The 25,977-nt window shown below is 73.2% G+C and carries 24 protein-coding genes; 15 read left to right on the top strand and 9 right to left on the bottom strand.

Annotation, left to right across the window (positions count from 1 at the left end; genetic code table 11):
* Window positions 1–106: 106 nt before the first annotated feature.
* From WME98_RS48615 to WME98_RS48605, 3 genes are all read right to left on the bottom strand, one after another.
* Complete coding sequence (locus tag WME98_RS48615; RefSeq protein ID WP_437339228.1) at window positions 107–601, bottom strand: hypothetical protein; 495 nt, start codon at window positions 599–601, stop codon at window positions 107–109.
* On the bottom strand, window positions 598–1,104 hold the full coding sequence (locus tag WME98_RS48610; RefSeq protein WP_020736653.1) for a hypothetical protein: 507 nt from the start codon (window positions 1,102–1,104) through the stop codon (window positions 598–600). The genes WME98_RS48615 and WME98_RS48610 overlap by 4 nt, the downstream gene beginning before the upstream one ends.
* A gap of 251 nt (window positions 1,105–1,355) precedes the next feature.
* Window positions 1,356–2,129: a hypothetical protein gene (locus WME98_RS48605; RefSeq protein ID WP_437948346.1), complete on the bottom strand. Its 774-nt coding sequence runs from the start codon at window positions 2,127–2,129 to the stop codon at window positions 1,356–1,358.
* A gap of 139 nt (window positions 2,130–2,268) precedes the next feature.
* Between WME98_RS48605 and mutY the strand changes: the two genes are divergently transcribed.
* The gene (gene mutY, locus WME98_RS48600) at window positions 2,269–3,630 is read left to right on the top strand and encodes an A/G-specific adenine glycosylase (protein WP_437948345.1); all 1,362 of its coding nucleotides are present in this window, start codon (window positions 2,269–2,271) and stop codon (window positions 3,628–3,630) included.
* A 318-nt stretch (window positions 3,631–3,948) separates the two neighbouring features.
* Window positions 3,949–4,164, top strand: a complete 216-nt coding sequence (locus tag WME98_RS48595; protein ID WP_061627165.1) for a hypothetical protein — start codon at window positions 3,949–3,951, stop codon at window positions 4,162–4,164.
* Between the two features lie 64 nt (window positions 4,165–4,228).
* Here WME98_RS48595 and WME98_RS48590 read toward each other — a convergent pair whose 3' ends face one another.
* Window positions 4,229–4,654, bottom strand: a complete 426-nt coding sequence (locus WME98_RS48590) for a hypothetical protein (RefSeq protein WP_061627164.1) — start codon at window positions 4,652–4,654, stop codon at window positions 4,229–4,231.
* A 345-nt stretch (window positions 4,655–4,999) separates the two neighbouring features.
* Between WME98_RS48590 and WME98_RS48585 the strand changes: the two genes are divergently transcribed.
* Genes WME98_RS48585 through WME98_RS48575 form a run of 3 tightly spaced genes read left to right on the top strand, consistent with a single transcriptional unit; the run spans window position 5,000 to window position 7,112 of the window.
* The gene (locus tag WME98_RS48585) at window positions 5,000–5,674 is read left to right on the top strand and encodes a hypothetical protein (protein ID WP_437339224.1); all 675 of its coding nucleotides are present in this window, start codon (window positions 5,000–5,002) and stop codon (window positions 5,672–5,674) included.
* A complete protein-coding gene (locus tag WME98_RS48580; RefSeq protein WP_437948344.1) occupies window positions 5,671–6,081 on the top strand; it encodes a hypothetical protein in 411 nt (136 codons plus the stop codon). Before WME98_RS48585 ends, WME98_RS48580 begins: the two co-directional genes overlap by 4 nt.
* Complete coding sequence (locus tag WME98_RS48575; protein ID WP_437948343.1) at window positions 6,078–7,112, top strand: hypothetical protein; 1,035 nt, start codon at window positions 6,078–6,080, stop codon at window positions 7,110–7,112. The genes WME98_RS48580 and WME98_RS48575 overlap by 4 nt, the downstream gene beginning before the upstream one ends.
* A 25-nt stretch (window positions 7,113–7,137) precedes the next feature.
* On the opposite strand, the gene WME98_RS48570 is transcribed toward WME98_RS48575, so the two are convergent.
* Complete coding sequence (locus WME98_RS48570) at window positions 7,138–8,643, bottom strand: sulfatase (RefSeq protein ID WP_437948342.1); 1,506 nt, start codon at window positions 8,641–8,643, stop codon at window positions 7,138–7,140.
* Window positions 8,644–8,846: 203 nt separating this feature from the next.
* Here WME98_RS48570 and WME98_RS48565 point away from each other — a divergent pair, with 203 nt between their 5' ends.
* Entirely contained in the window at window positions 8,847–9,830 is a 984-nt protein-coding gene (locus WME98_RS48565) for a hypothetical protein (protein WP_061621393.1), read from the top strand.
* Between the two features lie 23 nt (window positions 9,831–9,853).
* Complete coding sequence (locus tag WME98_RS48560; RefSeq protein WP_437948341.1) at window positions 9,854–11,947, top strand: hypothetical protein; 2,094 nt, start codon at window positions 9,854–9,856, stop codon at window positions 11,945–11,947.
* A 126-nt stretch (window positions 11,948–12,073) separates the two neighbouring features.
* Here WME98_RS48560 and WME98_RS48555 read toward each other — a convergent pair whose 3' ends face one another.
* Entirely contained in the window at window positions 12,074–13,978 is a 1,905-nt protein-coding gene (locus tag WME98_RS48555; RefSeq protein WP_437339219.1) for an aconitase family protein, read from the bottom strand.
* Between the two features lie 546 nt (window positions 13,979–14,524).
* On the opposite strand from WME98_RS48555, the gene WME98_RS48550 reads away from it, so the two are divergent.
* From WME98_RS48550 to WME98_RS48530, 5 genes are all read left to right on the top strand, one after another.
* Window positions 14,525–14,884: a roadblock/LC7 domain-containing protein gene (locus tag WME98_RS48550; RefSeq protein ID WP_020736641.1), complete on the top strand. Its 360-nt coding sequence runs from the start codon at window positions 14,525–14,527 to the stop codon at window positions 14,882–14,884.
* Entirely contained in the window at window positions 14,881–15,348 is a 468-nt protein-coding gene (locus WME98_RS48545) for a type II 3-dehydroquinate dehydratase (RefSeq protein WP_437954119.1), read from the top strand. Before WME98_RS48550 ends, WME98_RS48545 begins: the two co-directional genes overlap by 4 nt.
* A 39-nt stretch (window positions 15,349–15,387) precedes the next feature.
* Window positions 15,388–15,915 (top strand): acetyl-CoA carboxylase biotin carboxyl carrier protein, encoded by a 528-nt coding sequence (gene accB / locus WME98_RS48540; protein WP_437948340.1) that lies wholly within the window; start codon window positions 15,388–15,390, stop codon window positions 15,913–15,915.
* A gap of 21 nt (window positions 15,916–15,936) precedes the next feature.
* Window positions 15,937–17,283 (top strand): acetyl-CoA carboxylase biotin carboxylase subunit, encoded by a 1,347-nt coding sequence (accC, locus tag WME98_RS48535; protein ID WP_437948339.1) that lies wholly within the window; start codon window positions 15,937–15,939, stop codon window positions 17,281–17,283.
* Window positions 17,284–17,714: 431 nt separating this feature from the next.
* Window positions 17,715–21,545 carry an FAD-dependent oxidoreductase gene (locus WME98_RS48530; protein ID WP_437948338.1) on the top strand — a complete coding sequence of 1,277 codons (3,831 nt, stop codon included), beginning with the start codon at window positions 17,715–17,717 and terminating at the stop codon, window positions 21,543–21,545.
* A 75-nt stretch (window positions 21,546–21,620) separates the two neighbouring features.
* Here the strand turns inward: WME98_RS48530 and yhbY are convergent, their stop codons facing one another.
* Window positions 21,621–21,923, bottom strand: coding sequence for a ribosome assembly RNA-binding protein YhbY (gene yhbY / locus WME98_RS48525; protein ID WP_020736636.1), 303 nt, complete (start codon window positions 21,921–21,923; stop codon window positions 21,621–21,623).
* Window positions 21,924–22,387: 464 nt separating this feature from the next.
* Here yhbY and WME98_RS48520 point away from each other — a divergent pair, with 464 nt between their 5' ends.
* From WME98_RS48520 to meaB, 3 genes are all read left to right on the top strand, one after another.
* Complete coding sequence (locus tag WME98_RS48520; RefSeq protein ID WP_437339216.1) at window positions 22,388–23,182, top strand: arginyltransferase; 795 nt, start codon at window positions 22,388–22,390, stop codon at window positions 23,180–23,182.
* A 104-nt stretch (window positions 23,183–23,286) separates the two neighbouring features.
* Window positions 23,287–23,505: a hypothetical protein gene (locus tag WME98_RS48515; RefSeq protein ID WP_437948337.1), complete on the top strand. Its 219-nt coding sequence runs from the start codon at window positions 23,287–23,289 to the stop codon at window positions 23,503–23,505.
* A 66-nt stretch (window positions 23,506–23,571) separates the two neighbouring features.
* On the top strand, window positions 23,572–24,651 hold the full coding sequence (gene meaB / locus WME98_RS48510) for a methylmalonyl Co-A mutase-associated GTPase MeaB (protein ID WP_437948336.1): 1,080 nt from the start codon (window positions 23,572–23,574) through the stop codon (window positions 24,649–24,651).
* A 118-nt stretch (window positions 24,652–24,769) separates the two neighbouring features.
* Here the strand turns inward: meaB and WME98_RS48505 are convergent, their stop codons facing one another.
* Window positions 24,770–25,063, bottom strand: a complete 294-nt coding sequence (locus WME98_RS48505) for a hypothetical protein (RefSeq protein WP_437948335.1) — start codon at window positions 25,061–25,063, stop codon at window positions 24,770–24,772.
* A 189-nt stretch (window positions 25,064–25,252) separates the two neighbouring features.
* Complete coding sequence (gene nth, locus WME98_RS48500; RefSeq protein ID WP_437954118.1) at window positions 25,253–25,876, bottom strand: endonuclease III; 624 nt, start codon at window positions 25,874–25,876, stop codon at window positions 25,253–25,255.
* Between the last annotated feature and the right edge of the window lie 101 nt (window positions 25,877–25,977).

Here is a 25,977-nt window from a genome sequence, read left to right as displayed (position 1 = left end):
CCACGGCGACCGGGAGGCTACCCGATCGCGCGGGCAGCCCCAAGTTCCGGGCTGCGAGCGAGCGCGGCCGGCCAGCTCCGCGCGCCGGAAGCCCGCGCAGAGCTCGCTACACCTGCCCGTGCGCCATCGTCCGGGGCCCGTCCTTGAACAGGATCTCGATCTTGCCCCGATCGATGACCTTCGCGACCACGCCGTCGCCGAACTTGCTGTGGTGGATGAGCTCGCCCTCACCGAAGGTGAGGGTGGTGCGGTACGGCTTGAACGCCCCGGAGGGCTGCCCCGCGATGGCGCGCTCCCACGCGAGCGTCTGATCGCGCTCGGCGCGCTGGGCGGCCGTGAGGCGCTCCACGCCGCCGCCGCGCGTCGAGGCCGACGACGCGGCCCTCGGCTCGCCGCTGCTCCGCGACGCGGCGCGCGCGGCGGCGCGGCTCTCGCGCTCGCTCTTCGGCTGGCGATAGAGGTGGTGCGACATGCAGGTCTTGCACTCGACCTTCTTCACCACGTCGCCGACCATCGCGATGATCCGATGGGTAAGATCGAGGCGGCACTTCGTGCACCAGGCGTCGACCTCGCCGCCCGTCCTAAGCTTCTTCGTCGTCACTTCTCCTCGCGGCGCCGGTCTCGCCCGGTCTCTTTGCTTCGGTCTTTGACGTTCACTTGTGCGGTCACCTCCGGCTTCGGCAGGCCCGTCCTCGGCTCGTCCTGGCCGTCGTCTCGCTTGGCCGCCTCGTTCGGGACGAAGCGGATCTCGGTCTTGATCTCGAAGGAGAGCTTCGTCAGCACCTTCGTGATCTCGTCCGCGAACTGGGTGTGCTCGAGCACGTCCCGGATCTCCTTGGCGACGACCCGGTAGAGACCGTTCTTGGTCTCGTCGATCTGGGTGTAGAGGTAGTGGAGGACCTCTTTGGGGAGCTTGAGGTCGCCCACGAAGTGCCGGAGGTTCTCGGGCCCCTCGCTCAGCTTGTCGATGCCGCTCTCGACGGCGCGCTCGACCACGCGCTTGAAGATCTCCGGGATAGCGCGCTCGAAGAGGCGCTTCTTCTCGCCTTCGCCTTCCACCTTGTCCCCTTCGTCCTCGCGGAGCGGCTCGGTGTCGTCGGCCATGGCTCGGGCTCCCCTAGCGGGACGGGGCGGCCACGTCAATGCAGGGGTTCGCGCAGGGTGCCGGCGTCGCGCCATGGTCCAAGGATCTGCCGGATTTTGATGACGATGGGGAGCCTTTCGCGCGCCGCTTCGCGGGCAGGTGAGCTCGGCCTTCGCCCCGGCCGCGCGGCGGGAGGTCGTGGTGACCCGGACAGAACCTCGCCGCCCCGCGGCGGCCGCCCGCCTGCGATCGCGGGGGGCGCGTCGCCGGCTCAGAGCCCGTCGTAGGCGTCGGTCTCGTTCATCTCGTAGGGCTCGTCGGACTCCGCTCCAGCGTCGCCCTCGCGCGCTCGCTTGTAGGACTTCAGCATCCACACCTCCGCCGCGAACCGGCCGGCGCCGCGGCGGGCGCTGATCTCGACGGTGGCGTCGTCGTCCTCGAGCGGGCAGAAAGGCCGATCCGGCTGGACGATCGGCCATGCGTCCTCGGTGCCGTCGCTGGCGATCATCGCCCCGCGGCTGCTCCGCACGGCGACGTCCAGGTTGAGGAGCCCGGGGCCGCCGACGGCGAACACCCGGTAGCAGGCGCCCCGGAGCGCCTGGAACTTCTCCGTCACGATCGCGCCCCCCTCGGCCACCTGCCCCTCGATCGGCTTGGGCGAGACCCGGCGCATGCCGTTCTCCGGGCCGCAGAGCAGCGACAGGCGCGTCACGTCCTTCAGCGGATTGCCGCTGATCTTGAAGTTCCCGTAGCAGCGCACCCAGGGCCCGCCGACGCGCACGGGGAGGACCGGCAGGTCGGGATCCGCGGGGGCTCCGGCGTCGCCCTCGCCCTGTCCCGCGTCCGCGTCCGACAGCCCGCCGGCCCCGACCGTGACGGCCACGTTCGGCGGCGCCGCCGAGAGCACCACCGGCGGGCCAGGCTGGCCCTCCCAGGGGCGCGGCTCGTCGCGGCAGCCCGCCGCGACGAGCCCGAGGAGCAACGCGGCGCCGAGGCGCGCGGCCCTGGGGACGACCGGGGAGGGGCAGGGGCGCCGGGACGACACCGCGGTCGGCTCTTGCGCTAGAGTCCCGCGCGATGGAAGCGTTTTCTGAGCGCGGCGAGCGGCGGCCGCGCAATTCGCACAAAGCGAGGCGCGCGGCGCGCAATCCGCGCCGATGGTGCAGAGGGCGGGCCTCTCGCGCGTGAGCACGAAGCCCCGGTCGCCCTCGCGCTCGCGCGAGGGCGCAGACAAGACGTCATCGCGCTCGCGCGAGGGCGCAGACCAGACGTCATCGCGCTCGCGCGAGGGCGCAGACAAGACGCCCTCGCGCGAGGGCGCAGACCCGACATCCGCGCGCTCGCGCTCGGGCGCACGCCAGAGCCAGGCTCAGGAGCGCGCCCCGCGCCGCCGCGGCTCGTCCGGTGAGCAGGGCGCGCCCCCGCCGGCGCCGCTGGATCCGAGCGAGCGCGATCGGGAGATCGCTGCCGCCCTCGGGGCCTGGTTCGATCGCGTCGCGCGCGACCTGCCGTGGCGGAGGACGCGCGACCCCTACGCGATCTGGCTGAGCGAGGTGATGCTCCAGCAGACGCGCGTCGAGACGGTGATCCCGTACTACGAGCGCTTCCTCGCCCGCTACCCGACGGTCTCCGCCCTCGCCTCCGCCGAGATCGACGACGTGCTCTCGCTGTGGAGCGGCCTCGGCTACTACCGCCGCGCCCGCGTGCTCCACCTCGCCGCGCGCGAGATCACCGAGCGCCACGACGGCGCGCTCCCCCGCGACGTCCCGGCGCTCCTCGCCCTGCCCGGCGTCGGCGCGTACACCGCGGGCGCGATCGCGAGCATCGCGTACGATCAGCCGGTGCCGCTCGTCGACGGCAACGTCGCCCGGGTGCTCTCCCGCATCGACGGCATCGACGACGACATCCGCAGCACCTCGGGCACGCGCAAGCTCTGGTCGGCCGCGGAACGCCTCGTGCGGGCCGCCGCGGGCAGCGTTCATCCGGGACGCTTCAACCAGGCCCTCATGGAGCTCGGCGCGACCGTGTGCGCGCCCCGCAACCCCCGCTGCGAGGCCTGTCCCGTCGACGGCGCGTGCGCCGCGCGCGCCGAGGGACGGCAGGCGGAGCTGCCGGTGATCGCCCCGAAGCGCGACGTCCCGGCGGTCGCGATGGTCGCCGCGGTGGTGCGGTCGGGCGACCGCGTGCTCTTCCTCCGCCGCGCCGAGGGAGGCCTCTTCGGCGGGCTCTGGGAGCCGCCCATGGTCGAGGCGCGCGCGCTCGCGGACGCCCGAGCCCTCCTCGAGCAGGTCGGCGTCGCGCCTGACGCGCCGCTCCGCGAGGTCGGCCGCGTGCGCCACATCCTCACGCACCGGCGGCTCGACGTGACGGTCGCGCGCGCCGAGGTGGCGGCCCCGTGGCGTTGCCGGGCAAAGCTTGCCGCCCCCTACGAGAAGGCGGCGTGGCTCGATCCGGGCGCGATGGAGTACGGTGTTTCCAAGCTCGCGCGAAAGGTCCTGTCCGCGGCCTCGGCGCCGGACGAAGGGAGCGCGCGCGGGACGCGCTGAACGCGCGCGGCCGGGCGGTCTGGCGCGCGCCGCGGCCTCGGAGAGGCCGGCGGCGGCTCGAAATGTCGTCCTCGCGGTCCTCCGGGGAGCGTCGCTCCGCTGCGGGCGGGGCGCGGCGCTGCTTGCGGGCGAGCTGCTGCGGCAGAGCGCCGCGGGCGGGGGCGAAACCCATATGTCGTCGCGGGACGTCGCCGGCTTTGACGCTGCAGCGCGAGCGCGGTGGCACGGAAGGCGCTTGGTAGGAGGGCGGGCAGGCCCTCTAGCCTCGCGGCGCCGGCGGTGGCCGGAGCTCGATTCAAGCCTGGGAGCTCAAGCAACATGGATGCGCGACGACGGACCACAGAGACGCTGCTCACGGCGAGCGCACCTGCGCGATCCATGACCGTGATGGCGGACGACGGAGCGCTGTACGTGCTGCCGCTGTGCGAGCGGATCGTGCTCGATGTCCTGGCCTACGAGGACGAGGGCCTCTTGGCGTTCATCCGCATCGACGGCGAGGTGGTGGCGGAGCTGCCCGTGCTCGGCCAGGCGTGACCGGGCCGGTCCCGCTCGCGCGCTGGGCGGCGCGGCGCGCCGCCTCGGCTCGACGCGCCGCCGCTCAGCCCACGTTCCGTCGCATCCGCTGGGTCACGGGTTGCTCGTCGTCCTCGTCGGCGTCCGGGTCCACGGACTCGACCTCCTCGTCTTCCAGGAGATAGGGCAGGTCGCCGTCGTCGTCGTCATGCGACATCACGACGTCGCTGATGTCCTGCCCCTTCGTCGCTCCCTCGAGGAACTCCGCCCCGAGATCGCTCGCCAGATCGGCGGCGGCGTCGGCGGCGTCGGGGTTCACCTCGAACTCGGTGCAGCCGGCGTCGTTCGGATGGTGGTGGTAGCCGCGGACCTCGTCGTCGAGCGTCGGGACCACGTCGCTGAGCTCGCTGCGCGGGCTCACCTTGCCGCGCAGCGGGGGCGCCGCTGCGGCGTCGAGCACGTCGGAGAATGGCTCGTCCAGCTCGGTCGCGCCGGCCCATCGCGCGGCCACGGGGGCCTGCGGCTGCTTGCGCGGCCTTCCCTGGTCGCTGCGATCTTCTCGTTCTCGGCGCTGCGTCGCGCTCGCGCGCGGCGCGCGTAGCGCCGGTGAAGGTGCGGCGGTGCTCTGCCTGCCTCGGGTGCTTGAATTGCTCACGGTGGTCTCGCCATGCAGGGTCCGGTCCGCAGGTGCAGCGGGCGGATACGCAACGGGGGCGAGGACCGTGCCGAGGGCCGCGGCCGGCGCCGTCGCCGACGCGCCGGCCGCGAGCCACGCGCGGCGCTGCGGCGACGGCGCTGGCCGGGACGCAATTGAGCGTGCCAGCGAGCGCCACCTCGGGGTAGAAGGCTCGTGGCGATGCTGGAACTCCGGACCGGGCTTGCGCTCGTGGCCGTGCTGCTCGGGGCGTCCTTCGGGCGCGCTGCCGCGGCCCAGCCTGCTCCCGGCCGCGGCGAGGCGGCCGCGGAGGCGCCGCCCGGCGAGCAGGGCGGCGGCGCCGAGCTCGAGGCGTACCGCGCGCTCGCGCGGCCGCCGGGAACGGCGGCGCGCGTCGTGTCGTCCCTCGCGATGGGGACGGGGCTCCGGTTCAACAACCCGTACCGCCTGCAGACGCAGCTCGGCGACACGGCGGAGTCGCTCTCGCTCACCGCGGGGTACCTCGATCTCGGGGTCGCCCTGGCGCTGGGGCCGGCCGACGGCGTCCAGCACGGCGGCGCGCTGCGCCTCTCGATCGCGCTGAGCGGCGTCCCGCAGGAGTCGCTCACGCCGAGCTACTTCGTCGCCTACCGCGGCCTCCCGCGCGCGCTCGCGTACGGTCGGCTCGGCGCGGCGATCCTGATCGAGCCCGACGTGAACGTCGGCGGCGAGCTCGCGGTGGGGCTCGGGTACTACCTCCTCGCGGGCGTCGCGCTCTCGGGCGAGCTCGTCGGGGATCTCTTCTACGGCGCCGCGACGTACGAGGCGGCGTACACCGTCTACCCCGTCGTCTCGGCGCAGCTCGGGCTCATGATCGATCACGAGCTTTTGCCATGAGGTCGCCGGGGCGCGAGCGGCGCGGCGGGCGCCTCCGGGCGAACGAGGTCGCGGGGGTCGCGGCGCTCTTGCTCCTCGCCGGCATCGGGCCGGTCGTGGGCGACATCGGCAGCTGTGGGCAGGCGCCGGAGGAGCTCGACCCGCGCAAGTTCTTCGCGCTGAAGGCGCAGATCGACTGCGCCAAGTGCGAGGAATGCGGCCTGCGCACGCGCGCCTGCGCCGCCGCGTGCAGCTTCGGGGCCGCGCCGGAGCTCCCCATCGGCTGCTACCCGCTGGTCCACGACGGCGAGGTGTGCCTGCACAAGCTCCAGACGGCGAGCTGCGACGCGTACCGCGAGCACATGGCGGACGAGGGCGCCTCCATCCCGACGGAGTGCAATTTCTGCCCACTGGAGGAGGCCCCGTGAGCGGGCGCGGCGCAGCCACCCCCGGCCTCCGCTTCGCGCGGGCCGCTCGGGCGCTCTCGTGCGCCGCGGCGCTTTCGGTCCTGTCCGGGTGCGCCTCGAGGCCGGCGCTCCTCGCGAGCCACGACGACTACGCCGCGTACCGGGCGACCCGCGTGTCGAGGACCCTCGAGGGGCGGCTCGCGGCGGCGTCGGTTTACCTGGAGCGCCATCCGGAGGGGGCGTTCGTCGCCGAGGTGCGCGCGTACCTCGCGCGGGCCGAGCCGGTCTACTACGCCGCGAAGCGCGGGACGGCCGCGGGGCTCGCGGCGTACCTGGCCACGCTGCCGAGGGGCGCGTTCCGCGAGGACGCGACCCGCCGGCTGCGCGCGCTCGTCCGGGAGCGCAGCGCCGGCGATCTGCTCTCGCGCGCGGCCCGCGAGACCGACGCGCAGCTCTCGCGGCAGCGGGCGGAGCGCGCGCGGGTCCGCGAGGAGCTCGCCGCGTGGCTGCGCCGCTTCCTCGGCAGGGAGGCCTGGGGGCGCCCGCTCGCGGAGGCGCCCGCCGAGGTGATCGTCCCGTTCAGCCTGACGCTGCCGGCGCCCCGGTGCGCGCCCGCCGGCGAGCGCGCGGCCCCGGGCGCGGCCGTGTGCGCGAAGCGGATCGCGCTCCCGTTCGTCGTGAACGCCGGGGGCGAGAGCGCGCCGCGGCAGGCGGAGATCGAGATCTCCGTCCTCGGGGACGCGGCGGGCCGTCCGATCGAGGTCGCGATCCGGGGGCCTGATCTCTTCACGCGCCTCGAGGAGGCGCGCTCGGCGCGCGAGGTCGCCCCGGACGACCCGGAGGGCCGCATCGGGGGGATCGCCCTGGCGGTCGAGCTCGCGCGCGGCGCCTTCGCGGCGCGCGTCTCCGGCGATCCCTCGTGCGGCCGCCAGGTGGAGGCGCCCGTCGTGCTGCACCTCGAGTGCGAGGGGGCCCGCCTCGTGGCGCGGGCCGCGAGCGAGGCGGGCGAGGACGACGCCGTGACGATCGCCGTCGCCCCCGCCGCGCGCTAGGCCGCCGCTCGCTGGACCGCCAGCGCTAGCACGGCTTGTTCTTCTTCTTCCCCTTGAGCTTCGCCGTGTTCTTCGGGCACACGTCCTTGATGGCCGCGGAGCGCTCCCTGTAGATGGCCTTCATCGCCTCGAAGACGGCCCCCTGCTCGCGCTTGATGTCCTTCGTCTCCCCCGGATCCGCGACGACGTCGTAGAGCTCGAACGCGTCGTCGTCGCCGTAGGCGATGAGCTTGTGCCGCCCGCTGATGAGCGCCCTGCGCCGGTCGTTGTCGCTCGTGCGCGGCAGATCGACGATGACGTCGCGCGTCTCCGCGCTCGCGCCGTAGAGCTCGGGCACGAGGCTCTTGCCCGGGAACGACGGCTCCGGCGGGGCGCCGGTCATGTCCAGGATCGTGGGCGCGAGGTCGATGGAGCTGCGCGGCGCGTCGATCCGGCGCGGGGTGATCCCGCCGGGCGCCTGGATCATCAGCGGCACGTGGGTGAGCACGTCCCACACCTCGAAGCCGTGGCGGTACATCTTGTGCTCGCCGAACGCCTCGCCGTGGTCCGCGGTGATGATGATCGCCGTGTCCTTCCCCCACGGCTGCTGCGCGACGAAATCGAGCAGCTTGCCCACGTGCATGTCGGTGAACTTGACCTCCCCGTCGTACTTGTCGCGGGCGCGCTTGCCGAACGGCTCGATCCCCTCGTGCGTCATGTACACGTCGTGCGGATCGAGGAAGTGGAAGTACGCGAAGAAGGTGCCCGAGATGTTCGCCTTGTCGGAGAGCATCTTGATCGCGAGCTCCAGGTGCCCGGGGCTCGTCACGTTCCGGTCGGTCGTGTTGTCGGCCGAGAGCCCCGGCACGATCTCGTACACGTCGAAGCCCTGCCGGAAGCCCGCCTTCTGGTCGAAGTAGAAGTGCGCGTGCGCGGTCATCGTCCGCACCCCGGCCTTCTGCAGGAGCTCCGGGAACATCAGGACGCTGTCGGGGTAGTTGCCGAAGAAGTAGCCACTGCGCTCGACCTCGCTCGGGTACCTGCCGGCGAGGAAGCCGCCGACGCTCATCGAGGTGTACGACGAGATCGCGTAGTGGCGCGTGTAGCTGACCGCCTTCTTCTCGAACGCGGTCAGCCGGGGCGCGATGTCGCGCTCGTAGCCGTTCCACGGCATGTCGGCGCGCAGGCTGTCGATCGAGATCACGAGCACGTTCATCTTCGGGCGCTGCGCCGCCGGCGGCCCCGCGGCGCCGCCCTCCTTGACCGCGACGGCGCTCCCGTCGGCCGGCGCGGCGCTCTCCGCCGCGGCGGCCTGCGAGCCGGCCGCGGCGGGATCTTGCCGCGCCGTGGGCTCCGGCCTGCGCGCGGGCGGGGGGTGGCCGTCGCCCTCGCGGGAGCAGCCCGCTCCGGCGCTGACGAGCGCGAGCGCGAACGCCGCCGCGAGGCGCCGGCGGGCCAGGCGCGAGGGCGCCGACCAGGAGGGCGCCGGGCAGGAGGGCGCCGGTTGTCCTTCCGGTTCCCAGGCTCTCGTACGTGAAGCGACCGTGTGCATGGTGGCCGTCTTACTCCGACTTGCGCCGCTCCGCCAAAGCCGCACACCGCCGGCGAGTTCCGGTATGCTCTCCGCTCATGGCCCCGGCCCCTCGGAACCCTCCGCCGCTGCCGCCTTCGGGCCGATCGCAACCTGGGGCCAGGCCAGGGGAGCGGTCGTCGCCCGACCCGCCGAGGTCGCTCCCGCCCAACGCGCCGCGGCGCGTGGGCGAGCACGTCAGCCAGGCGCTCAAGGATCACATCACCGAGATGGCGCTCGGCCTGCTCGAGGAGCAGATGCAGGCCCGCATCGTCCACTACCGCGCCGATCTCGAGACAAACCCCGAGCTCGACGCGGTCACCGCGCAGGTCGTCGCCCAGCTGAAGGTGATCCAGGCCTCCGCGGGCGCGGGCGAGCGCGGGGCGAAGAACCGCGATTCGATCCGCGACGCGCACGAGCGGACCCTCCGCGCCCTGCTCGAGCGGGTCATCCGCGAGGACGGCATCTCGCTGCTCGTCGAGCGGCGGCTCAAGAAGATCCACAAGAACCTCGCCCGCCTGTTCTTCCAGTCCGAGCTCCACGAGAAGACGCGGGGCCGCGACGGCGCGCCGAAGGTGATCCACCACGGCGAGCAGGCGCTCTTCTACGTGCTGACCCGCTACAAGAACCGGATCGAGGCCGAGCTCGAGGGCTTCGAGTTCGCCTCCGAGGAGGCGCGGGAGCAGTCGTTCGAGCTGCTCGCGAAGCTCACGAAGGACATGCAGGACGCCTTCCTGTCGCGCCGATCGAGCGAGCTTAGGCGCATCGTCTCGGTGGTGCACGTCGTGCTCGTCGACTTCTTCGGCGAGCGGCTCGCGCCGAGCCTCGGCGAGGTCGCCGCGAAGGTCGTCCGGGACGCGCGCACGTACGAGGGCAGGGCGTTCGCGTACAAGGTGACGAGCGAGGCCTTCCCTCGCTTCCGCGCGGCGTTCGAGCGGACCCTCATGGTGATGCTCGTCGGCTTCGCCGAGGACGAGCTGGTCGCGCAGCTCGCGGACACGGCGGGCTCCGAGCGCGACGAGACGATCCTCTTCATCACCGATCCCCACCTCTTCAGCATGATCTGCGGCGAGGTCTGCGAGGGGCTCTACGAGTTCCTCTGCAACGAGGGCTTTCTCGACCTGCCGCCCGACTGGCGCCGCGCCTCGACGGCGCCCTCCGACAGCTGACCCAAGAGAAACCCACGGACATCATGAGACGGTACGACGTCGCGCGAGCGGGCTCCGGCCTGCTCCTCGCTCTCTCTCTGCTCGCCGGCTGCGCGCGGGGCCCCGACGTGGACGCCTCGGGGCTCGCGCTGCGGCGCGTGGTCATCTACAGGAACGGCGTCGCGTACTTCGAGCGCCGGGGGCTCATCGACGCCGATCAGGTGACCTTCCGCGTGCGCAAGGAGAAGGTCGGCGACTTCCTCGCCACGCTCGCGGTCATCGAGGCCGGCGGCAGCAGCGTCCGGAGCGCGTCGTTCCCGGTCGAGGTCGACGACGGCTCGGGCGAGGGCGACGCGCCGGAGGAGCCCGGGCCCGAGGTGACGGCGGCGTCGCCGCCGCCCAAGGACAAGGGCGCGGCGGCGGGGGAGAAGAAGCGGGACGAGCTCGAGAAGGTGAAGCTCACGCTCGACGGGCGGGAGCACGACCTCGTGGTCGGCTACGTGGCCGAGACGCCGGTGTGGCGCCCGTCCTACCGGCTCGTGATGGGCCCGGCCGGGGCCCAGGGCGCGGCGTCGAAGCAGGCGCACCTCCAGGCATGGGGCATCGTGCAGAACCTCTCGGGCGAGGACTGGCAGGGCGTGAAGCTGTCGCTCGTGGCGGGCGCGCCGCTCGCCTTCCAGGCGACGCTCGACCAGGCGGCGATCCCGCCGCGCCCGATCGTCAGCGACCAGGGCGAGGTGATCGCGTCCGTGCCGACGAGCGAGACCACGCTGGCCGCCGAGGCCGCGCCGCCGCCGCCGCCGCCGATGCCCGCGCCGGAGGCGGCGCCGGCCGTGCCGCCGGCGGCGGCAGACGCAGATGACGGCCGCGGGTACGCGTTCGAGGCCGAGGAGGGCGGCGCTCGCGGCGGGCTGTCGCCGATGAGCCGGGCCGAGGCGTCCAAGGCGCCCGCGAAGCCGGCGGCGAAGCGGGCCGCCGGCGGCGCGATCGGCGCGCCTGGCGCCGCGTCCCCGCGGCGGGGCGGGGCGGTGTTCGCCGACGATCCGCTGGCCATGGACAACAGGGCGATGATGAACCCGTCGCCGCCGCGCAACATGAGCGCCCTCGCCGCGGTCGCCATGGAGGCGGGCACCACGCGCTACGACATCCCGTTCCCGGTCGACATCCCCGACCGGAGCGCGACGATGGTCCTGCTCCTCGCGAAGCAGGTGCCCGGCGAGTCGATCTTCCTGTTCGCGCCCGACGGCGGCGTGCCTGCGTCGAGCTCGCACCCGTTCCGCGTGGCGCGCTTCACGAACGACACGAAGGGGCTCCTGGAGCGCGGCCCCATCGCGGTCTTCGAGAACGGCGCGTTCCTCGGCCAGGGCATGGTCGAGCCGCTGCCGCCGGGGGCCACGACGACGGTGCCGTTCGCGCTGGAGCGGGGCCTCGCCGTCGACACGGCGCGCGAGGAGACCGCCGAGGGCGCGCGCCTCGCGAAGATCGAGGGCGGCGCGCTCGAGATCGAGCGCGACTGGGTGACGCACACCAAGTACGCCGTCCGCAACGGCGGCGATCTCGCGGCGCGGACGCTCGTGAAGCACCCCCGCCTGCACGGGACGCGCCTGCACGCGCCGCCGAAGGGCACGGAGGACAACGTCGGCACGGGCAGCGCGCTCGTGCCGGTCGACGTCCCGCGGCGGGGGACGGCGGTGCTCGACGTGGACGAGCGGCGGACCTTCCGGCAGCAGATCGACTGGCTCAGCCAGCTCGCCGACGACGCGGTGCAGGCCTACCTGAAGGACCCGCGCGCCGACGCGGCCGTGGCGAAGCAGCTCGGCCAGGCCTGGGAGGTCCGGGGCAAGCTGCGCCCGGCGATCGACGAGCGCGACAGGCTGATCGCGGAGCAGCAGCGCCTCGAGCAGCAGAGCCACGAGCTCCGCCAGAACCTCAGGGCGATCGAGAAGAACAAGACCGCCGACGAGCTCCGCCGCGACCTCACCGACCGGCTCGCCAAGGCGTCGGCCCGCCTCGACGAGATCACGAAGCGCGTCATCGTGCTCGAGATGCAGATCAACGAGCAGCAGATCCGCTTCCGCGATCTCACGAACGAGATCAAGCTCCTCGCCCCGCTCGCCCCCGTGCGCGCGACCCCCTGAGCGCAGCGCTCCCGGTCCTCGGCGGGGGTGCCTCGCTTCCCCCGGCTCCGGCGGGGGCGGCCCGCGTTCTCCGGGGGCTCGGCGGGGGATGCGCGCACCCCGCCGCGTCCGCCGCGCGCTCGCCCGCTACCGCGCTGGTTTGCCCGCGCTGGGCGGCTGCCGCACCGTGCCTGCGTGGGTCCAGCTCCGCTCCATGCCCGTCGCGAGCCAGGCCACCTCGACGCGCTCGCTCCCGAAGACGGCCGCGACGCGGTCGCCCCACTGCGCGGGGGCGGGGAGCTCCACGCTCTTCTGCTCCTTGATGCTGCCGAGCGCCTCGGCGCCGACGAGGAACGTGGCGATCCCCTCGCTCGCGAACGCCGACACCGCGGTGCTCGGCACGAACGGCGCGACCACCGCGCGCACCGTCGACAGGTCGGTCGCGCGCTCAGCGACCGCGCGCACCTCGTCGAGCGTCGACAGGACGAGCGCCACCCCGCCCGCCGCCTTGCCCTCGGCCGGCGCGGCCTGCGCCTTGTCGTCTTCGACGATCGGCGCGACCGGCGCTGCGGGCGCGGCCGGCTCGGCCGGGGCGGCGGCCTTGCGCCCGCGCGCCCCGACCGCCGCGCGCCCGTTGCCCTTCGGCACGCCCGCGAGCACGTCGAGCGTCAGCGGCCCCTTCCAGGGCACGGCCGCGGGCGCCGGCGGCGGCTTCTTCGTGCTCACCTGCTCGCCCTTCTTGTCGCGGAGGATCAGCACGTCGTCGGTCGGCAGCGCCCGCGGCACGGTCACCCGCACCGGCCGCTTGAACGACCGCGGATCGCCGACCGAGCCGGTGGCCACGGCGTAGGCGAGCGTCTCGGCCGAGGCCACGACGAACGACGGCGCCCCGGCGATGCGCGGCTCCGGATCGGCGGTGCGCAGCGACAGGCCGCCGGGCGGCGGCGGGTAGATCTCCGAGGTGACGACGCGCCGGTCCGGCTCGACGATGCGCGCGCCCGTCGCCACGAGGTCGACCAGCGCGCCGGACTGCGCGAGCACCTCGAGCACCTGGCGCGACGGCGGCGCGACCAGCAGGTCGAGCCGCGACGGGACGCGCTTCGACTTGAGCAGCAGCGCCGCCGCGAGCATGTCGCGCAACGTCACGCCGGAGTCGCCCCCGAGGACGACCTGCGCCACCGGCTTGCCGGCGAGATCGCGGACCGGCCGGACCACGCCCTCCTCGTCCATGAGCAGCGGGTCGACGGTGCCGAGGTCGATCGAGACGACCTCCTCGCACGGCGCGCCCGGGTCCGGCACGAGCGCGCGGTGGGCCTTCGACCTGCGCTGATCGCGGAGGAAGACCTCCGTCTTCTCGTCGCTCACGAACAGCGCCGCCGCCGCGCCCACCTGCGGCGCGATCCCGCAGAGCACCGCGCGGTCGCCCACCGAGAGGAGCCGCGCGCTCGGCCCGGCGAACTCGAGGATCACCGGCGCGTGGTGCTCGCCCTCGATGCGCCGGACCACCTCGTCGAGGTTCCTGCGGAGCAGCTCGAGCGCGACGTCCCTCGCGCACACGAAGGGCCGCACCCTGCCCGATAGGTGGATCTGCACGCTCCGCGGCGGCCGGAGCCAGGCCGAGCCCGTGGCGAGCGCCTGCCCGAGCTGGCTCGGCGAGACGACGAGCGACAGCATGCCGATGCCGCCGACCGTCGCGAGGCGCGGGTCGTCGGTGAGGGCGAGCCGCGCCGGCGCGGCGAAGCGCTCGAGGTGCACGGGCGCGGGGAAGCCGATGCCCGGCCGCGCGATCGGGATGTTGTAGGTCGGGAACTCGGGCGACACCGAGTGCGGGCTCCCCTCGTCGATGTCCGCGAGCGAGCTCGCGTCGGCCACGCAGGTGCCGTCGTAGGCGACGGCGACCTCGACCGGCGTCTTCTTCATGCCCGTGGCGATGGCCTCGGCCAGCGCGCGCGACGGCGCCCTGGAGAGGATCACCTGGTCGACCTTGACCTGGACGAGATCACCGCGCAGCTGAGGATCCGTCGCCCGCCCGGCGAGGATCTTCTGGGGCATCGTGCGGGGGGGATCCCCGGCTCGCGCACGCATAGATGTTGGGCCGTCCTTGTTTTTCTTGATGAGCTGGCGGGCGCGACGCAGGGCCGCGCCCGGCCACGTTTGACGTCGTCCCCCCGGCGAGACGCGCCGGCGGGATCCGCCTGCGGCCTTGCCGCGAGGCGAAAGAACGGCCGCACGTTAGCCGCTCGCCGGGACAAGGGTCAAGGCGTGCTTTGGAGCGGGCCCCTTGGGGCGGGAATCGCCCGGCTGGGACCAGGATGCAAGAGGCAAAGCGCGCTCGCCGCTCATCGCGATCGCCGCGCTGCCGGGCGGACGGCGCGAGCTTTCGCGGTGTTACGCGCCGCCGCGCCGCCGCGAGATCGCCGCTCCGCGCGCTCGTCTGCTGCCGCGGGCGGCCGGCGCGAGGCGCCCCCGCGCGGCCAGGCCAGCCGTGCCGGCACGCCCGGCCGCCCGCGGGCGCCCGAACCTGGTGCCGGACGCGCGTCGGACGCGCGTCGGTTCGTTTGTTTTCCCGATCGTGCCGCGCTTGGGTAGTCTCCCCCCATGTTCCAGGCCGTGCTGAAGGAAGTCGTAGAGAACACCGAGGGCGGCATCGCGACCCTTCTCATGGATTTCGAGGGGATCGCGGTCGACAGCTACTCCAAGCCGGGGGCCGCGTTCGACATCGCCACCATCGGCGCGGAGTTCAGCGTCGTGCTCAAGTCGATCCAGCGCGCCGCCGAGATGCTCGACGCGGGCAACGCCGCCGAGATCGCGATCCAGGCGGAGAAGGTCACCACGCTCATCCGCGTCGTGAACAACTCGTACTTCGTGGCCTTCTCGATGACGCCCGACGCGAACATCGGCAAGGCCCGCTACCTCTTGCGCACCAAGGTGCCGGTGCTGCTGAAGGAGCTCGCCTGAGCGGCTTCAGGATCTCGGTCATCTCGGGGCCGAACCTCGATCGTCTGGGCAAGCGCGAGCCAGCGATCTACGGCACGGCCACGCTGGATGACATCCACCGCGCCGTCGAGGAGGCCGCACAGGCCCACGGCGCCTCGGTGTCGTGCATGCAGTCGAACTGCGAGGGGGAGCTCGTGACCGCGATCAGCCACGCCGGCGATCGCGGCTTCCACGGCATCCTCCTCAACGCCGGCGCGTACACGCACACCTCCATCGCGCTCTACGACGCGATCCGCGCGGGCGCGCTCCCGACCGTCGAGGTGCACATCTCCAACCCGGACGCTCGCGAGCCGTTCCGTCGCCGCTCCCGCATCGCGCCCGCGTGCATGGCGCGCGTCGCGGGCTTCGGTCCGAGCTCGTACGTCCTCGGGTTGCTCGGGTTGCTCGGGCACCTGGAGAAGCTGCGACCGGTCGAAAGAGATTGAACACGCGCCGTCACTCTGGTTGAAAGGCGGCAAACATCGATGGCCGAACGTCCTTCCATGAACATCAACCTCAAGCAGTTGCGGGCGCTGGTGCGCCTCCTCGAGAAGCGCAACGTGAGCGACTTCGAGTTCGAGGACGAACACGTTCGCATCCGGCTCACGCGCGGGGGCTTCGCGCCGCAGGGCGGGGCGCCGCAGCTCGCGCCCGTCGCCTACCAGCTCCAGAGCGCGCCGGCCGCGGCGCCCGCGGCGCAGCCTGCTCCGGCGCCTTCGCCGGCGGCCGCGCCCGCCGCGGCGCCCGCGCCCGCCGCCGCGAGCGACGAGGGGATCTCGTACGTCACCTCGCCGTTCGTCGGCACGTTCTATCGCTCGCCGTCTCCTGACGCGCCGCCGTTCGTCGACGTCGGCAGCGCGATCCGCGTGGGTCAGGCGCTCTGCATCATCGAGGCGATGAAGCTGATGAACGAGATCGAGGCGGACTCCCCCGGCACGATCGTCGAGATCCTCGTCGACAACGGCAAGCCGGTCGAGTTCGGGCAGCGTCTCTTCAAGGTGCGGGGCAGCTAGCGCTGCCCGGGCGAGGGTGCCGTGTTCCAGAAGATCCTGATCGCCAATCGCGGCGAGATCGCGATGCGTGTCATCCGCGCCTGCCGCTTGCTCGGCATCCGCTCGGTCGCGATCCACTCCGAGGCGGACGCCGCGGCGCTGCACGTCCGGTTCGCGGACGAGGCCGTGTGCGTCGGCCCGGCCGACGCGTCGAAGAGCTACCTCAACATCCCGCAGATCATCGCGGCCGCCGAGGTCACCGGCGCCGACGCGATCCACCCCGGCTACGGGTTCCTCTCGGAGAACGCGAAGTTCGCCGAGGTCTGCAAGAAGTGCCGGCTCACCTTCATCGGGCCGAGCGCGGAGGCGATGCGGACCTGGGGCGACAAGGTGTCGGCGCGCGCGGTCGCCAAGCGCTTCGGCATCCCGATGCTGAGCGGCACCGGCGTGCTCACGAGCGCGGCGGACGCGGCGGAGCAGGCCGAGCGCGTCGGCTACCCGGTGATCCTGAAGGCCTCCGGGGGCGGCGGCGGCCGCGGCATGCGCATCGTCCGCCACGCCGGCGAGGTGCAGCGCTCGTTCGAGATCGCGACGCAGGAGGCCCTGACCGGCTTCAAGAACCCGGACGTGTACCTCGAGCGCTACGTCGAGGCGCCGCGCCACATCGAGTTCCAGGTGCTCGCGGATCAGCACGGGGGCGTGTGGACGCTCGGCGAGCGCGAGTGCTCGCTCCAGCGCCGGCACCAGAAGGTGATGGAGGAGTCGCCGAGCCCCGCGATGGACAACGAGAAGCGCTCCCGGATGGGCGACATCATCCGGGCCGCGATCCTCGAGACCGGCTACACGGGCCTCGGCACGCTCGAGTTCCTGATGGATGAGCGCGGCGAGCTCTACTTCATGGAGATGAACACCCGCGTGCAGGTCGAGCACCCGGTCACCGAGATGGTGACCGGCGTCGATCTCGTCGCGCAGCAGATCCTCGCCGCCGCCGGCGAGCGCCTCTCGCTGCCGGACACGCGCCCCTGGAGCTTCCGCGGCCACGCCATCGAGTGCCGGGTCAACGCCGAGGATCCGCGCTCGTTCGTGCCGTGGCCGGGGCTCATCACCGAGTACCACTCGCCCGGCGGCGTCGGGGTCCGCGTCGACTCCGGCGTGTACGGCGGCTTCCGCGTCCCGAGCTCCTACGACTCGCTGGTCGCCAAGGTGATCGCGCACGGCGCGACCCGGGCCGAGGCGATCGCGAGGCTCCGGTGCGCGCTCGACGAGTTCATCATCGGCGGCATCCGCACGAACATCCCGCTGCACCAGGCGCTGCTGCGCGATCCCGACGTCATCGCGGGCAACATCTCGACCCACACGATCGAGCGCGTCGTCTCGCAGGGCTTCTGATCGCGGCGCTCCGGCGCCCGCGGCGAGGGCGGCGCTCCCGCCGCGCGGCGCCGTCCTGCAGACGGCCGCGACGGGCTCCTCCCGCTCCTCGTCGCGCGCGCGGGCGGCGCTCCCGGCCGCGGCGAGCTCGCCGGCGCGCAGCCGTTGCGCGCTCCGCCGCGCCGGCGGGCTCGCGGCTGCGGGCAGCTCGCCGGCGCGCAGCCGTTGCGCGCTCCGCCGCGCCGGCGGGCTCGCGGCTGCGGGCAGCTCGCCAGCGCGCAGCCGTTGCGCGCTCGCCGCGTCGGCGAGCGCGGGATGAGCTCGAGGAATGTTGCCTAAGCGACAGGTCGGAGCTACGGCCCGGTGCTACTTTACGTCGCCCTCGAGATCGGGTGCGCGCGCCCCTCGCCGGGCGGGCAAACCCCTTGAAATAGAAAGCATTTGCTGCGGGTATGGAAGCGAACGCTGGCGTGCAGGCTGACTTCTCTTCGTGGGTGCAGGCCACCTCCGATCCTTCCGAGCTCGAGCTCGGAATCCCTGGTTTCGGTTACGTCGATCTCTTCGACCCTGCGAAGCTCGCCGAGCTGACGGAGCGCTTCGAGGAGTATTTCCACGCGACGGACGAGGGCGCCTACGCGCGCTTCGACGCGTACCGGTCCGCCCTGCGCGCGGAGCAGGCGGGCTCCGGGGGCGGCGGCGCGGACCGGCCCGCGCTCACCGCGGAGCAGGTCTCCGAGGCGCTCCTCGCGGCCGCGCCGTACGTCGGCCGCTTCGTCGCCACGCTCTTCCGCGTCGAGCGGGAGACCCAGGCGCAGATCGACGCGACCCGCGAGCGGGCCGCGCTCTGGGACTTCAAGCGCGAGTTCTCGAAGAAGCGGCTGTTCAAGCCGAGCCCCGGGAAGGCCTGGCAGGGCACGCACGTCGAGGCGGCGCACGCGGCGCGGCGGGCGCTCGCGGCCATGGGCGCGCCGGCGAGCGCGCTCGACAGCGGCTCCGCCGCCGAGGAGCTCGCGATCGCGCGCGCGACGCTCGCGCTGATCGAGGTCGACGAGATCGCGCGCAAGGCCGCCAAGGCCGGCGGCGCGAAGTGGACGGACGAGCTCCGCGGCCGCGCGGCGAAGGCGCGCGCGGCGCTGCGGGAGGACGCGGCGCTCGCCGAGCGCGTGGCGCCGGCCGTCGCGGTCGCGGGCGCGGAGCCGACCGAGGCCGAGGACGCGGCGGTCGTCGCGTTCGCGCTCGACGCCGTCGAGGCGTGGCTCGCGGCGCGCCGCGCCGACGAGCACGACCCGGCGCATCGCTGGCCGACGCTCAAGGCGCCGCGCACGCTCGACTACCAGGCGCTGGTCCAGCTGCACAGGAAGGGCGCGAGCGACGGCCCGGGCTCGGCCGAGCTCCTCGTCGGGCCGGAGCACGAGCGGCGGGCTCGCGACGGCTTCGCGCTGACCGACCGGCGCGCGGGGCCCCGCGAGGTCGAGAGCCAGGTCGACTACTGCCTGCTCTGCCACGATCGCGACAAGGACTCGTGCTCGAAGGGCCTGCGCGACAACAAGACCGGGGCGATCAAGTCGAACCCGCTCGGCGTCGAGCTCCACGGCTGCCCGCTCGACGAGAAGATCAGCGAGATGCACACGATGCGCGGGCGGGGCGAGTCGATCGCCGCGCTCGCGCTCGTCTGCATCGACAACCCGATGTGCCCCGGCACCGGCCACCGCATCTGCAACGACTGCATGAAGGCGTGCGTCTTCCAGAAGCAGGACCCGGTGGACATCCCGCAGGTCGAGACCGCGGCGCTCACGGACGTCCTGTCGCTCCCGTGGGGCCTCGAGATCTACGGGCTGCTCACGCGGTGGAACCCGCTCGACGCGCTCCGGCCGCACGCGCTCCCGTACAACGGCAAGAACGTGCTCGTCGTCGGCCTCGGCCCGGCCGGCTACACCCTGTCGCACCACCTCACGCGGCAGGGCTTCGCGTGCGCGGCGATCGACGGCCTCAAGATCGAGCCGCTGCCGGTCGAGCTCACCGGCGACGAGACGCGCCCGCCGCGGCCGGTCAGGGATTTCAAGCGGCTCTACACCGAGCTCGACGAGCGCGTCCTCCTCGGCTTCGGCGGGGTGAGCGAGTACGGGATCACGGTGCGGTGGGACAAGAACTTCCTCACCGTCCTCTACATCACGCTCGCGCGGCAGCGGCTGCTCCGGATCTACGGCGGCGTGCGGTTCGGCGGCACGATCGATCTCGACGACGCCTTCCGGCGCGGGTTCCACCACGTCGCGATCGCGGCGGGCGCGGGGCGTCCGACGATCATCCCGCTCAAGAACAACCTCGCGCGCGGCATCCGGAAGGCGTCGGACTACCTGATGGCGCTCCAGCTGGCCGGCGCCTACAAGCGCTCGGCGCTCGCGAACCTTCAGGTGCGGCTGCCGGCGGTGGTGATCGGCGGCGGCCTGACGGCGATCGACACCGCGACGGAGCTCGCGGCCTACTACGTCGTGCAGGCCGAGAAGACGGCCGACCGGCTCGACGCGCTCATCGCCGAGCGGGGCGAGGCGTCGGTGCTCGCGATGTTCGACGAGGAGGAGCGGGAGTTCTTGGCCGAGCAGCGGCGCCACGCCGAGGAGATCCGCGACGAGCGCGCGCGCGCCGCGCGCGAGGGGCGGCCGCCGCGGTTCCAGGGCCTCATCGACGCGTGGGGCGGCGTCTCGCTGGTCTACCGCAAGCGGCTCATCGACTCGCCCGCCTACCGGCTGAACCACGAGGAGGTCGCCAAGTCGCTCGAGGAGGGGATCCGTTACGTCGAGAACCTCGCCCCGCTGGAGGCGGTGCTCGACGAGCGCGGGTGCGTCTCGTCGCTCGTCTTCGATCGCCAGGAGGTCGTGGACGGCAAGTGGCGGAGCGCGGGCCAGACGGTCTCGATCCCGGCCCGCACCGTGTGCGTGGCGGCCGGGACGAGCCCCAACGTCACGTACGAGAAGGAGCGCCCGGGCTCGTTCGCGTTCGACAAGTGGAAGCAGTTCTTCCAGCCGCACCGCGCGTACGTCGACGAGGCCGGCGCGCTCAAGGTCGAGCCGGCCAAGGCGCGCGAGGGCTTCTTCACGAGCTACAACGACGGCGAGCACGCGGTGAGCTTCTACGGCGACAACCACCCGCACTACGCGGGGAGCGTCGTGAAGGCGATGGCGAGCGCCAAGGACGCGTACCCGTCGGTCGTCGCGCTGTTCCAGCGCGACCTCGCCCGGCTCGGCGACGAGCCGCAGGCGGCGCGCGACGCGCGGCGGCGCGACCTCTTCGCCCGCCTCGATCACGATTTCACCGCGGTGGTCGAGCGCGTCGAGCGGCTGACGTCGACCATCGTCGAGGTGGTCGTGCGCGCGCCCGCGGCGGCGCGGAAGTTCGAGCCGGGGCAGTTCTACCGGCTGCAGAACTACGAGGTGCGCTCGCCGGTGGTCCGCGGCACGCGGCTCGCGATGGAGGGGCTCGCGCTCACGGGCGCGTGGGTCGACAAGGAGAAGGGGCTGCTGTCGCTCATCGCGCTCGAGATGGGCGCGTCCTCCCGGTTGCTCGCCGCGCTGCGCCCGGGCGAGGAGGTCGTCGTGATGGGGCCGACCGGGACGCCGACGGAGATCCCCGAGGGCGAGACCGTGCTGCTCGCCGGCGGCGGGCTCGGCAACGCCGTGCTGTTCTCGATCGCGAAGGCGCTCAAGGCGCGCGGCGATCGCGTGATCTACTTCGCCGGCTACCGGCGCGGCGAGGATCTCTTCAAGCAGGACGAGATCGAGGTGGCGACCGATCAGGTCATCTGGTGCACCGACGGCGGCGCGGAGATCCCCCCGCGGCGCGCCACGGATCGCCATTTCCGCGGCAACATCGTCCAGGCGATGCGGGCCTACGCGGAGCGGCAGCTCGGCGGCGAGCTGGCGAGCCTCTCGGAGGTCCGGCGCATCATCGCGATCGGCTCGGACAAGATGATGAACGCGGTGCGCGAGGCGCGGCACGGCGTGCTCGCGCCGCACCTCAACCCGAAGCACGTGGGCATCGCGAGCATCAACTCGCCGATGCAGTGCATGATGAAGGAGGTCTGCGCGCAGTGCCTCCAGCGCCACGTGGATCCGGAGACGGGCAAGGAGACGGTGGTCTTCTCGTGCTTCAACCAGGATCAGCTCATCGACCACGTCGACTTCAAGAACCTCGCCGCGAGGCTCCGGGCCAACACGGTGCAGGAGAAGCTGTCGAACGCCTGGCTCGATCACATCCTGGCCGAGCGACCCGCGCTGCGGCACGTGTGACGCGGTCCAGGGCGCCCCGGCGATCCGGGGCGCCCTGCGCTGCGGCGGGCGGCGAGGTGGCTGGGCGGCTCGCGGTCAGGCGCCTGCGGGCAGCTTGATCTTCGGCTCCTTCGGGTGGCGCCGGTAGAGCAAGATCGTCCGGCCGAGCGTCTGCGCCACCTCGGCGCGGAGCCGCTCGGAGAGGGTGTCGGCGACCTCGCCCAGGTCGTCCGGACACTCGGTGCCCAGGCGTACCTTGACGAGCTCGTGTCGCTCCAGGGCGGCGTCGACGGCCGCGACGACCCCGTCCGTCAGCCCGGCCTTGCCGAGCTGCACGATCGGGTCGAGGTGATGCCCCAGCGCCCGGAGGTGGCGGCGCTGCTTTCCTGTGAGATCCAAAGCGTTCGGCCTTTCTTGCGTCGCTCGCGCGAGGCGGGCCCTTCACCGGGCCGACCTCTCCTCGCGGGCGCGCGCTGGGTCATACCGGCCTCGGGGCCAAGGGAAAAGGGCGCGCCGCGCAGCTCCGCGCGCAGCCCGTCCGGCTGGGCGCGCTGAGCGCGCTGGATCGGACAATGGGTGCGTCTATCGGGGTAAATGTAAGCAAAATGGCACTATGGTGTGAGTGAGCGGTGGCGCGAGAGCGTGCGCAACGCGCAACGCGCAACGCGCAAGGCAACGGATGCCCGCTGGCCGATGCCGATGCCGAATACCGCTCCGCTGGCCGCGTTGCGCGAGCGGGCGGGATCTCCCGGCGCGCCCTCGTGCCGCACTGGGTTTTGCTTGACGTGGCCGCGCAACAGGCATCCCCTGAATGTAGCGGCCGGCGTGTCGACGGGGTTTCGAGCGCTCGGATCGACAGCGACATGGGCTCATCGAGCGAGCGAGATGCGGCATCGGGTCAAGACGTCGAGCTCCCTCGGCTCGACGAGGTGTCGGACCCGATCGAGCTCACGGTCCACGACGAGGTGAGCCCTTGCCCGTACCTCCCCGAGGTCGACGCGCGGATGCCGCTCCGCGTGCCCATCCGTCCGCTCACGCGCGCGGAGTTCGACCGGCGGCTGGTCGCGGGCAACCGCCGTCACGGCAAGCTGCTCTACCGTACCCAGTGCCCCTCGTGCCGCGCGTGCGAGCCGATCAGGATCATCGTGCGCGACTTCGTCCCCGGCCGCACCCAGCGCCGGGTGCTCCGCCGCGGCGAGCAGGTGGTCGACGTCGAGATCGGTCCGCCCGTCACCACGCGGGAGAAGATCGCCCTCTACAACCTGCACAAGCACGGCCGGGGGCTGATGCGCGACGACGGCCCGCTCGGCGCCGCGGGCTACGAGGCGTTCCTCGTGGACAGCTGCTGCGAGACGTTCGAGATGCGCTACCGCGTCGGCGGTCGCCTCGTCGGGGTCGCCGTCGTGGATCGCGGGCAGGAGTCGCTGTCGGCGGTCTACTCGTTCTACGATCCCGAGCTCGAGCCGCTGAGCCCCGGCGTCTTCTCGATCTTGAAGCAGCTCGAGCTGTGCCGCGCCTGGGGCCTGCGGTACCTGTACCTCGGTCTCTACGTCGAGAAGTGCTCGCGGCTTGTCTACAAGGCCCAGTACCTGCCGCACGAGCGGCTCATCGACGGCCGCTGGCGGCGCTTCGACCGGCCGGCGACCCCGGCGCCCTGACGGGGGCGCGCGGGCTGTCCCGGGCGGCGCCCCGCCGCGCCCGCGTCGCCCTGGCGGGCGTGGGCGGCTGGACTTCGCAGGCCGCCCGCTTCAAGAACGCGCCCATGTGGAATCGCGCGCTCGTGTTCGCCTCCTGCGCTGTGCTCTCGGCCCTGCTCACCGTCGCCTGCGGCGAGACGCGGCCGATCGTCGATCGCGGCGACGCTGCGGGCGGCGCCGGCGGCGCTGGCTCGTCGGCGAGCGGGGAGGGCGGTGCCGGCGGGGGGCCGTCCGGTGACGGCGGTCAGGCCGGCGGCGCCGCGGGCGGCGGCGGGGAAGGGTAGAGACCCCCACGCCGCGCCGCCCCCGGGCCGGTTGTGTCCCCGCATCGCCGGGCCTAGACCGCTCGCGTGCATCCGCTCGCAGAGAAGGTCCTCGCCCGCGACACGCGCGCGACGGCGCGCGCCTGCCGGCTCGTCGACGACCGCGCCGGCGACTACGCCGCGATCCTGAAGGATCTCTTCCCGCACACCGGCCGCGCCTGGGTCCTCGGCGTGACCGGCAACCCGGGGGCGGGCAAGAGCACGCTCACCGACCGCCTGATCGGCGCGTTCCGGAAGCAGGATCGCCGGGTCGCCGTGGTGGCGGTCGATCCCACGAGCCCGTTCACCGGCGGCGCCATCCTCGGCGATCGCATCCGCATGCAGGCGCATTTCGGCGATCCCGACGTGTTCATCCGGTCGCTGGCGACCCGGGGCGCGCTCGGCGGGCTGTCGCGCTCGGCGGTGGACATCGCGCGGGTGCTCGACGCGTGGGGCGCCGACGTCGTGCTGGTCGAGACCGTCGGGGTCGGGCAGGACGAGCTCGAGATCACGCGCATGGCGCACACGACCCTGGTCGTCGCGGCGCCGGGCATGGGCGACGAGGTGCAGGCGATCAAGGCGGGCATCCTGGAGTGCGCCGACGTCTTCGCAGTGAACAAGGCCGATCGAGACGGGGCCGACGCCGCGGTGCGCGATCTCGAGCTCATGATCGCGCTCGGCGGCGAGGTGGCGAGGGCGTCCGGGCGGTCGCGCGGGCACAGCGCCGCGGCGCTCCACGCCCGCGAGGCCGACGCGGCGTCGGCCCCGGGCGGCGCGCCGGCCGAGGGGCCGTGGGAGCCCGCCATCGCGCGGACCGTGGCCACGCGCAACGAGGGCGTGGCGGCGCTCGTGGACCGGCTGGAGGCGCACCGGGCGTGGCTGTTCGGGACCGCGGCCGGCGCCGCGCGCCGGGAGGAGCGCCTGCGCGAGGCGATGCACGTGCAGCTCCGCGACGCGCTCACCGACGCCGCGGTCGCCGCGCTCGGGCCCGCGCTCGACGCGGCGGTGCGCGCCGTCGCGCGGCGCGAGGTCGACCCCTACACGGCGTCGGAGCGGCTCGTCGACGCGTTCCGCGGCGCCGGAGCCGTCTTCCCCGGCGCCGCCGTCGCGCCGGGCGACGGGCCCTGAGCCGGCGTCGAGGTCGCCGGGATGCGGCGCGGCGACGGCGCTCCCGCGGCCTGCGCCGCCGCCCGTCGGACCGCGCCGGGCCGTCCGCCACCCCGTCGGGGACTCCCGACGGGCGGCGCTAGTCCACGCACCGATCCAGCGCCTCTCTCTCGTCCTTGCACGCCGTATCCCACTTATAGTCGCGGCAAATCCCGGTATCGTCCTCGCACGCGAGGAGATCGTCGTACCGGTCGAGGCAGTCGCGCCGGTCCGCGTCTACGAACCTGACATCGTAGCGATCGAGGCAATCGTTGAACTCGCGCTCGTTACACCCCTCGCAGTCGCACTTGTCGTCGCAGAGATCGTCCTCCGGGCGGCCGCACGCGGCGGTGAAGAGGCAGGCGAGGGTGAGGGTCAGGTACAAGGCCTTCATGGGCCAAGCTTACCTCGCGTCTTCAGCGCCGAGGGAATAAACAGCTGACAGCAGACGTGCCGAGCCGCGATGAGCGATGGGCGATGAGCGATGGGCGATGGGCGATGAACGACGGTCGATGAGCCGCGCTGCCCCGCTCCCGTTTCCGTAAGTGCGCTCGACGCCCGGCGTGCGCAGCGTCGAAGGCGCTCAGGCCTGCGTGCCGCCGCGCCGCGGCGAGCGCGGCGCCTTGCGCCCCACGTTCTCCGCGTGGAACGCGCTCGGGCACGCGTCGTTGATGCCGCAGCCTCCGCACGCCGGCTTCCTCGCGAAGCAGATCCGGCGGCCGTGGAAGATCAGCGTGTGAGACAGCATGTCCCAGTCGCGCTTCGGGAAGAGCGCCATGAGATCGCGCTCGATCTGCTCCGGCTTGTCGCTCTTCGTCCACCCGAGCCGCTGGGACAGGCGCTGCACGTGGGTATCGACGACGACGCCCTCCGGCGCGCCGAAGGCCACGCCGAGCACCACATTCGCCGTCTTGCGCCCGACGCCGGGCAGCTCCACGAGCTCCGCCAGCGTCCTCGGCACCTCGCCGCCGTGCCGCTCGACGAGGCCCCGCGCGAGCCCCACGACGTTCCTGGCCTTCTGGTTGAACATCCCCATCCCGAGCCGCCGGAGGAGCGCGCCCACCTCGGCGGGCTCGGCGCCGGCGAGCGCGCGGGCGTCGGGATAGGCGGCGAACAGGTGGGGCGTCACCTTGTTGACCAGCACGTCCGTCGTCTGCGCGCTGAGCACCGTCGCGACCAGCAGCTCGAACGACGATTTGTGGTCCAGCTCGCAATGAGCGTCCGGGTGCAGCGCGCGCAGCCGCGCGAAGGTGGCCTGAGGCGGGGTGCCAGGCCGCGGGCGCGCCGGCGCGGGACGAGCGGCGGCAG

Origin of the sequence: Sorangium sp. So ce296, assembly GCF_051529605.1 — a bacterium.
In the GTDB taxonomy this organism is placed as follows: Bacteria; Myxococcota_A; Polyangia; order Polyangiales; family Polyangiaceae; genus Sorangium; species Sorangium cellulosum_D.
Note: the sequence above shows the minus strand (reverse complement) of the source record. Positions and strands in the feature narration are given on the sequence as shown.

Coding starts and splice junctions, on each gene's coding strand:
- WME98_RS48595 (WP_061627165.1), top strand. CDS start 3,949: ATGGATGCGCGACGACGGACCACAGAGACGCTGCTCACGGCGAGCGCA.
- WME98_RS48515 (WP_437948337.1), top strand. CDS start 23,287: ATGTGGAATCGCGCGCTCGTGTTCGCCTCCTGCGCTGTGCTCTCGGCC.
- WME98_RS48560 (WP_437948341.1), top strand. CDS start 9,854: ATGAGACGGTACGACGTCGCGCGAGCGGGCTCCGGCCTGCTCCTCGCT.
- WME98_RS48555 (WP_437339219.1), bottom strand. CDS start 13,978: ATGCCCCAGAAGATCCTCGCCGGGCGGGCGACGGATCCTCAGCTGCGC.
- WME98_RS48520 (WP_437339216.1), top strand. CDS start 22,388: ATGGGCTCATCGAGCGAGCGAGATGCGGCATCGGGTCAAGACGTCGAG.
- WME98_RS48530 (WP_437948338.1), top strand. CDS start 17,715: ATGGAAGCGAACGCTGGCGTGCAGGCTGACTTCTCTTCGTGGGTGCAG.
- accB (WP_437948340.1), top strand. CDS start 15,388: ATGGCCGAACGTCCTTCCATGAACATCAACCTCAAGCAGTTGCGGGCG.
- WME98_RS48550 (WP_020736641.1), top strand. CDS start 14,525: ATGTTCCAGGCCGTGCTGAAGGAAGTCGTAGAGAACACCGAGGGCGGC.
- WME98_RS48580 (WP_437948344.1), top strand. CDS start 5,671: ATGAGGTCGCCGGGGCGCGAGCGGCGCGGCGGGCGCCTCCGGGCGAAC.
- WME98_RS48505 (WP_437948335.1), bottom strand. CDS start 25,063: ATGAAGGCCTTGTACCTGACCCTCACCCTCGCCTGCCTCTTCACCGCC.
- WME98_RS48570 (WP_437948342.1), bottom strand. CDS start 8,643: ATGCACACGGTCGCTTCACGTACGAGAGCCTGGGAACCGGAAGGACAA.
- WME98_RS48585 (WP_437339224.1), top strand. CDS start 5,000: ATGCTGGAACTCCGGACCGGGCTTGCGCTCGTGGCCGTGCTGCTCGGG.
- WME98_RS48610 (WP_020736653.1), bottom strand. CDS start 1,104: ATGGCCGACGACACCGAGCCGCTCCGCGAGGACGAAGGGGACAAGGTG.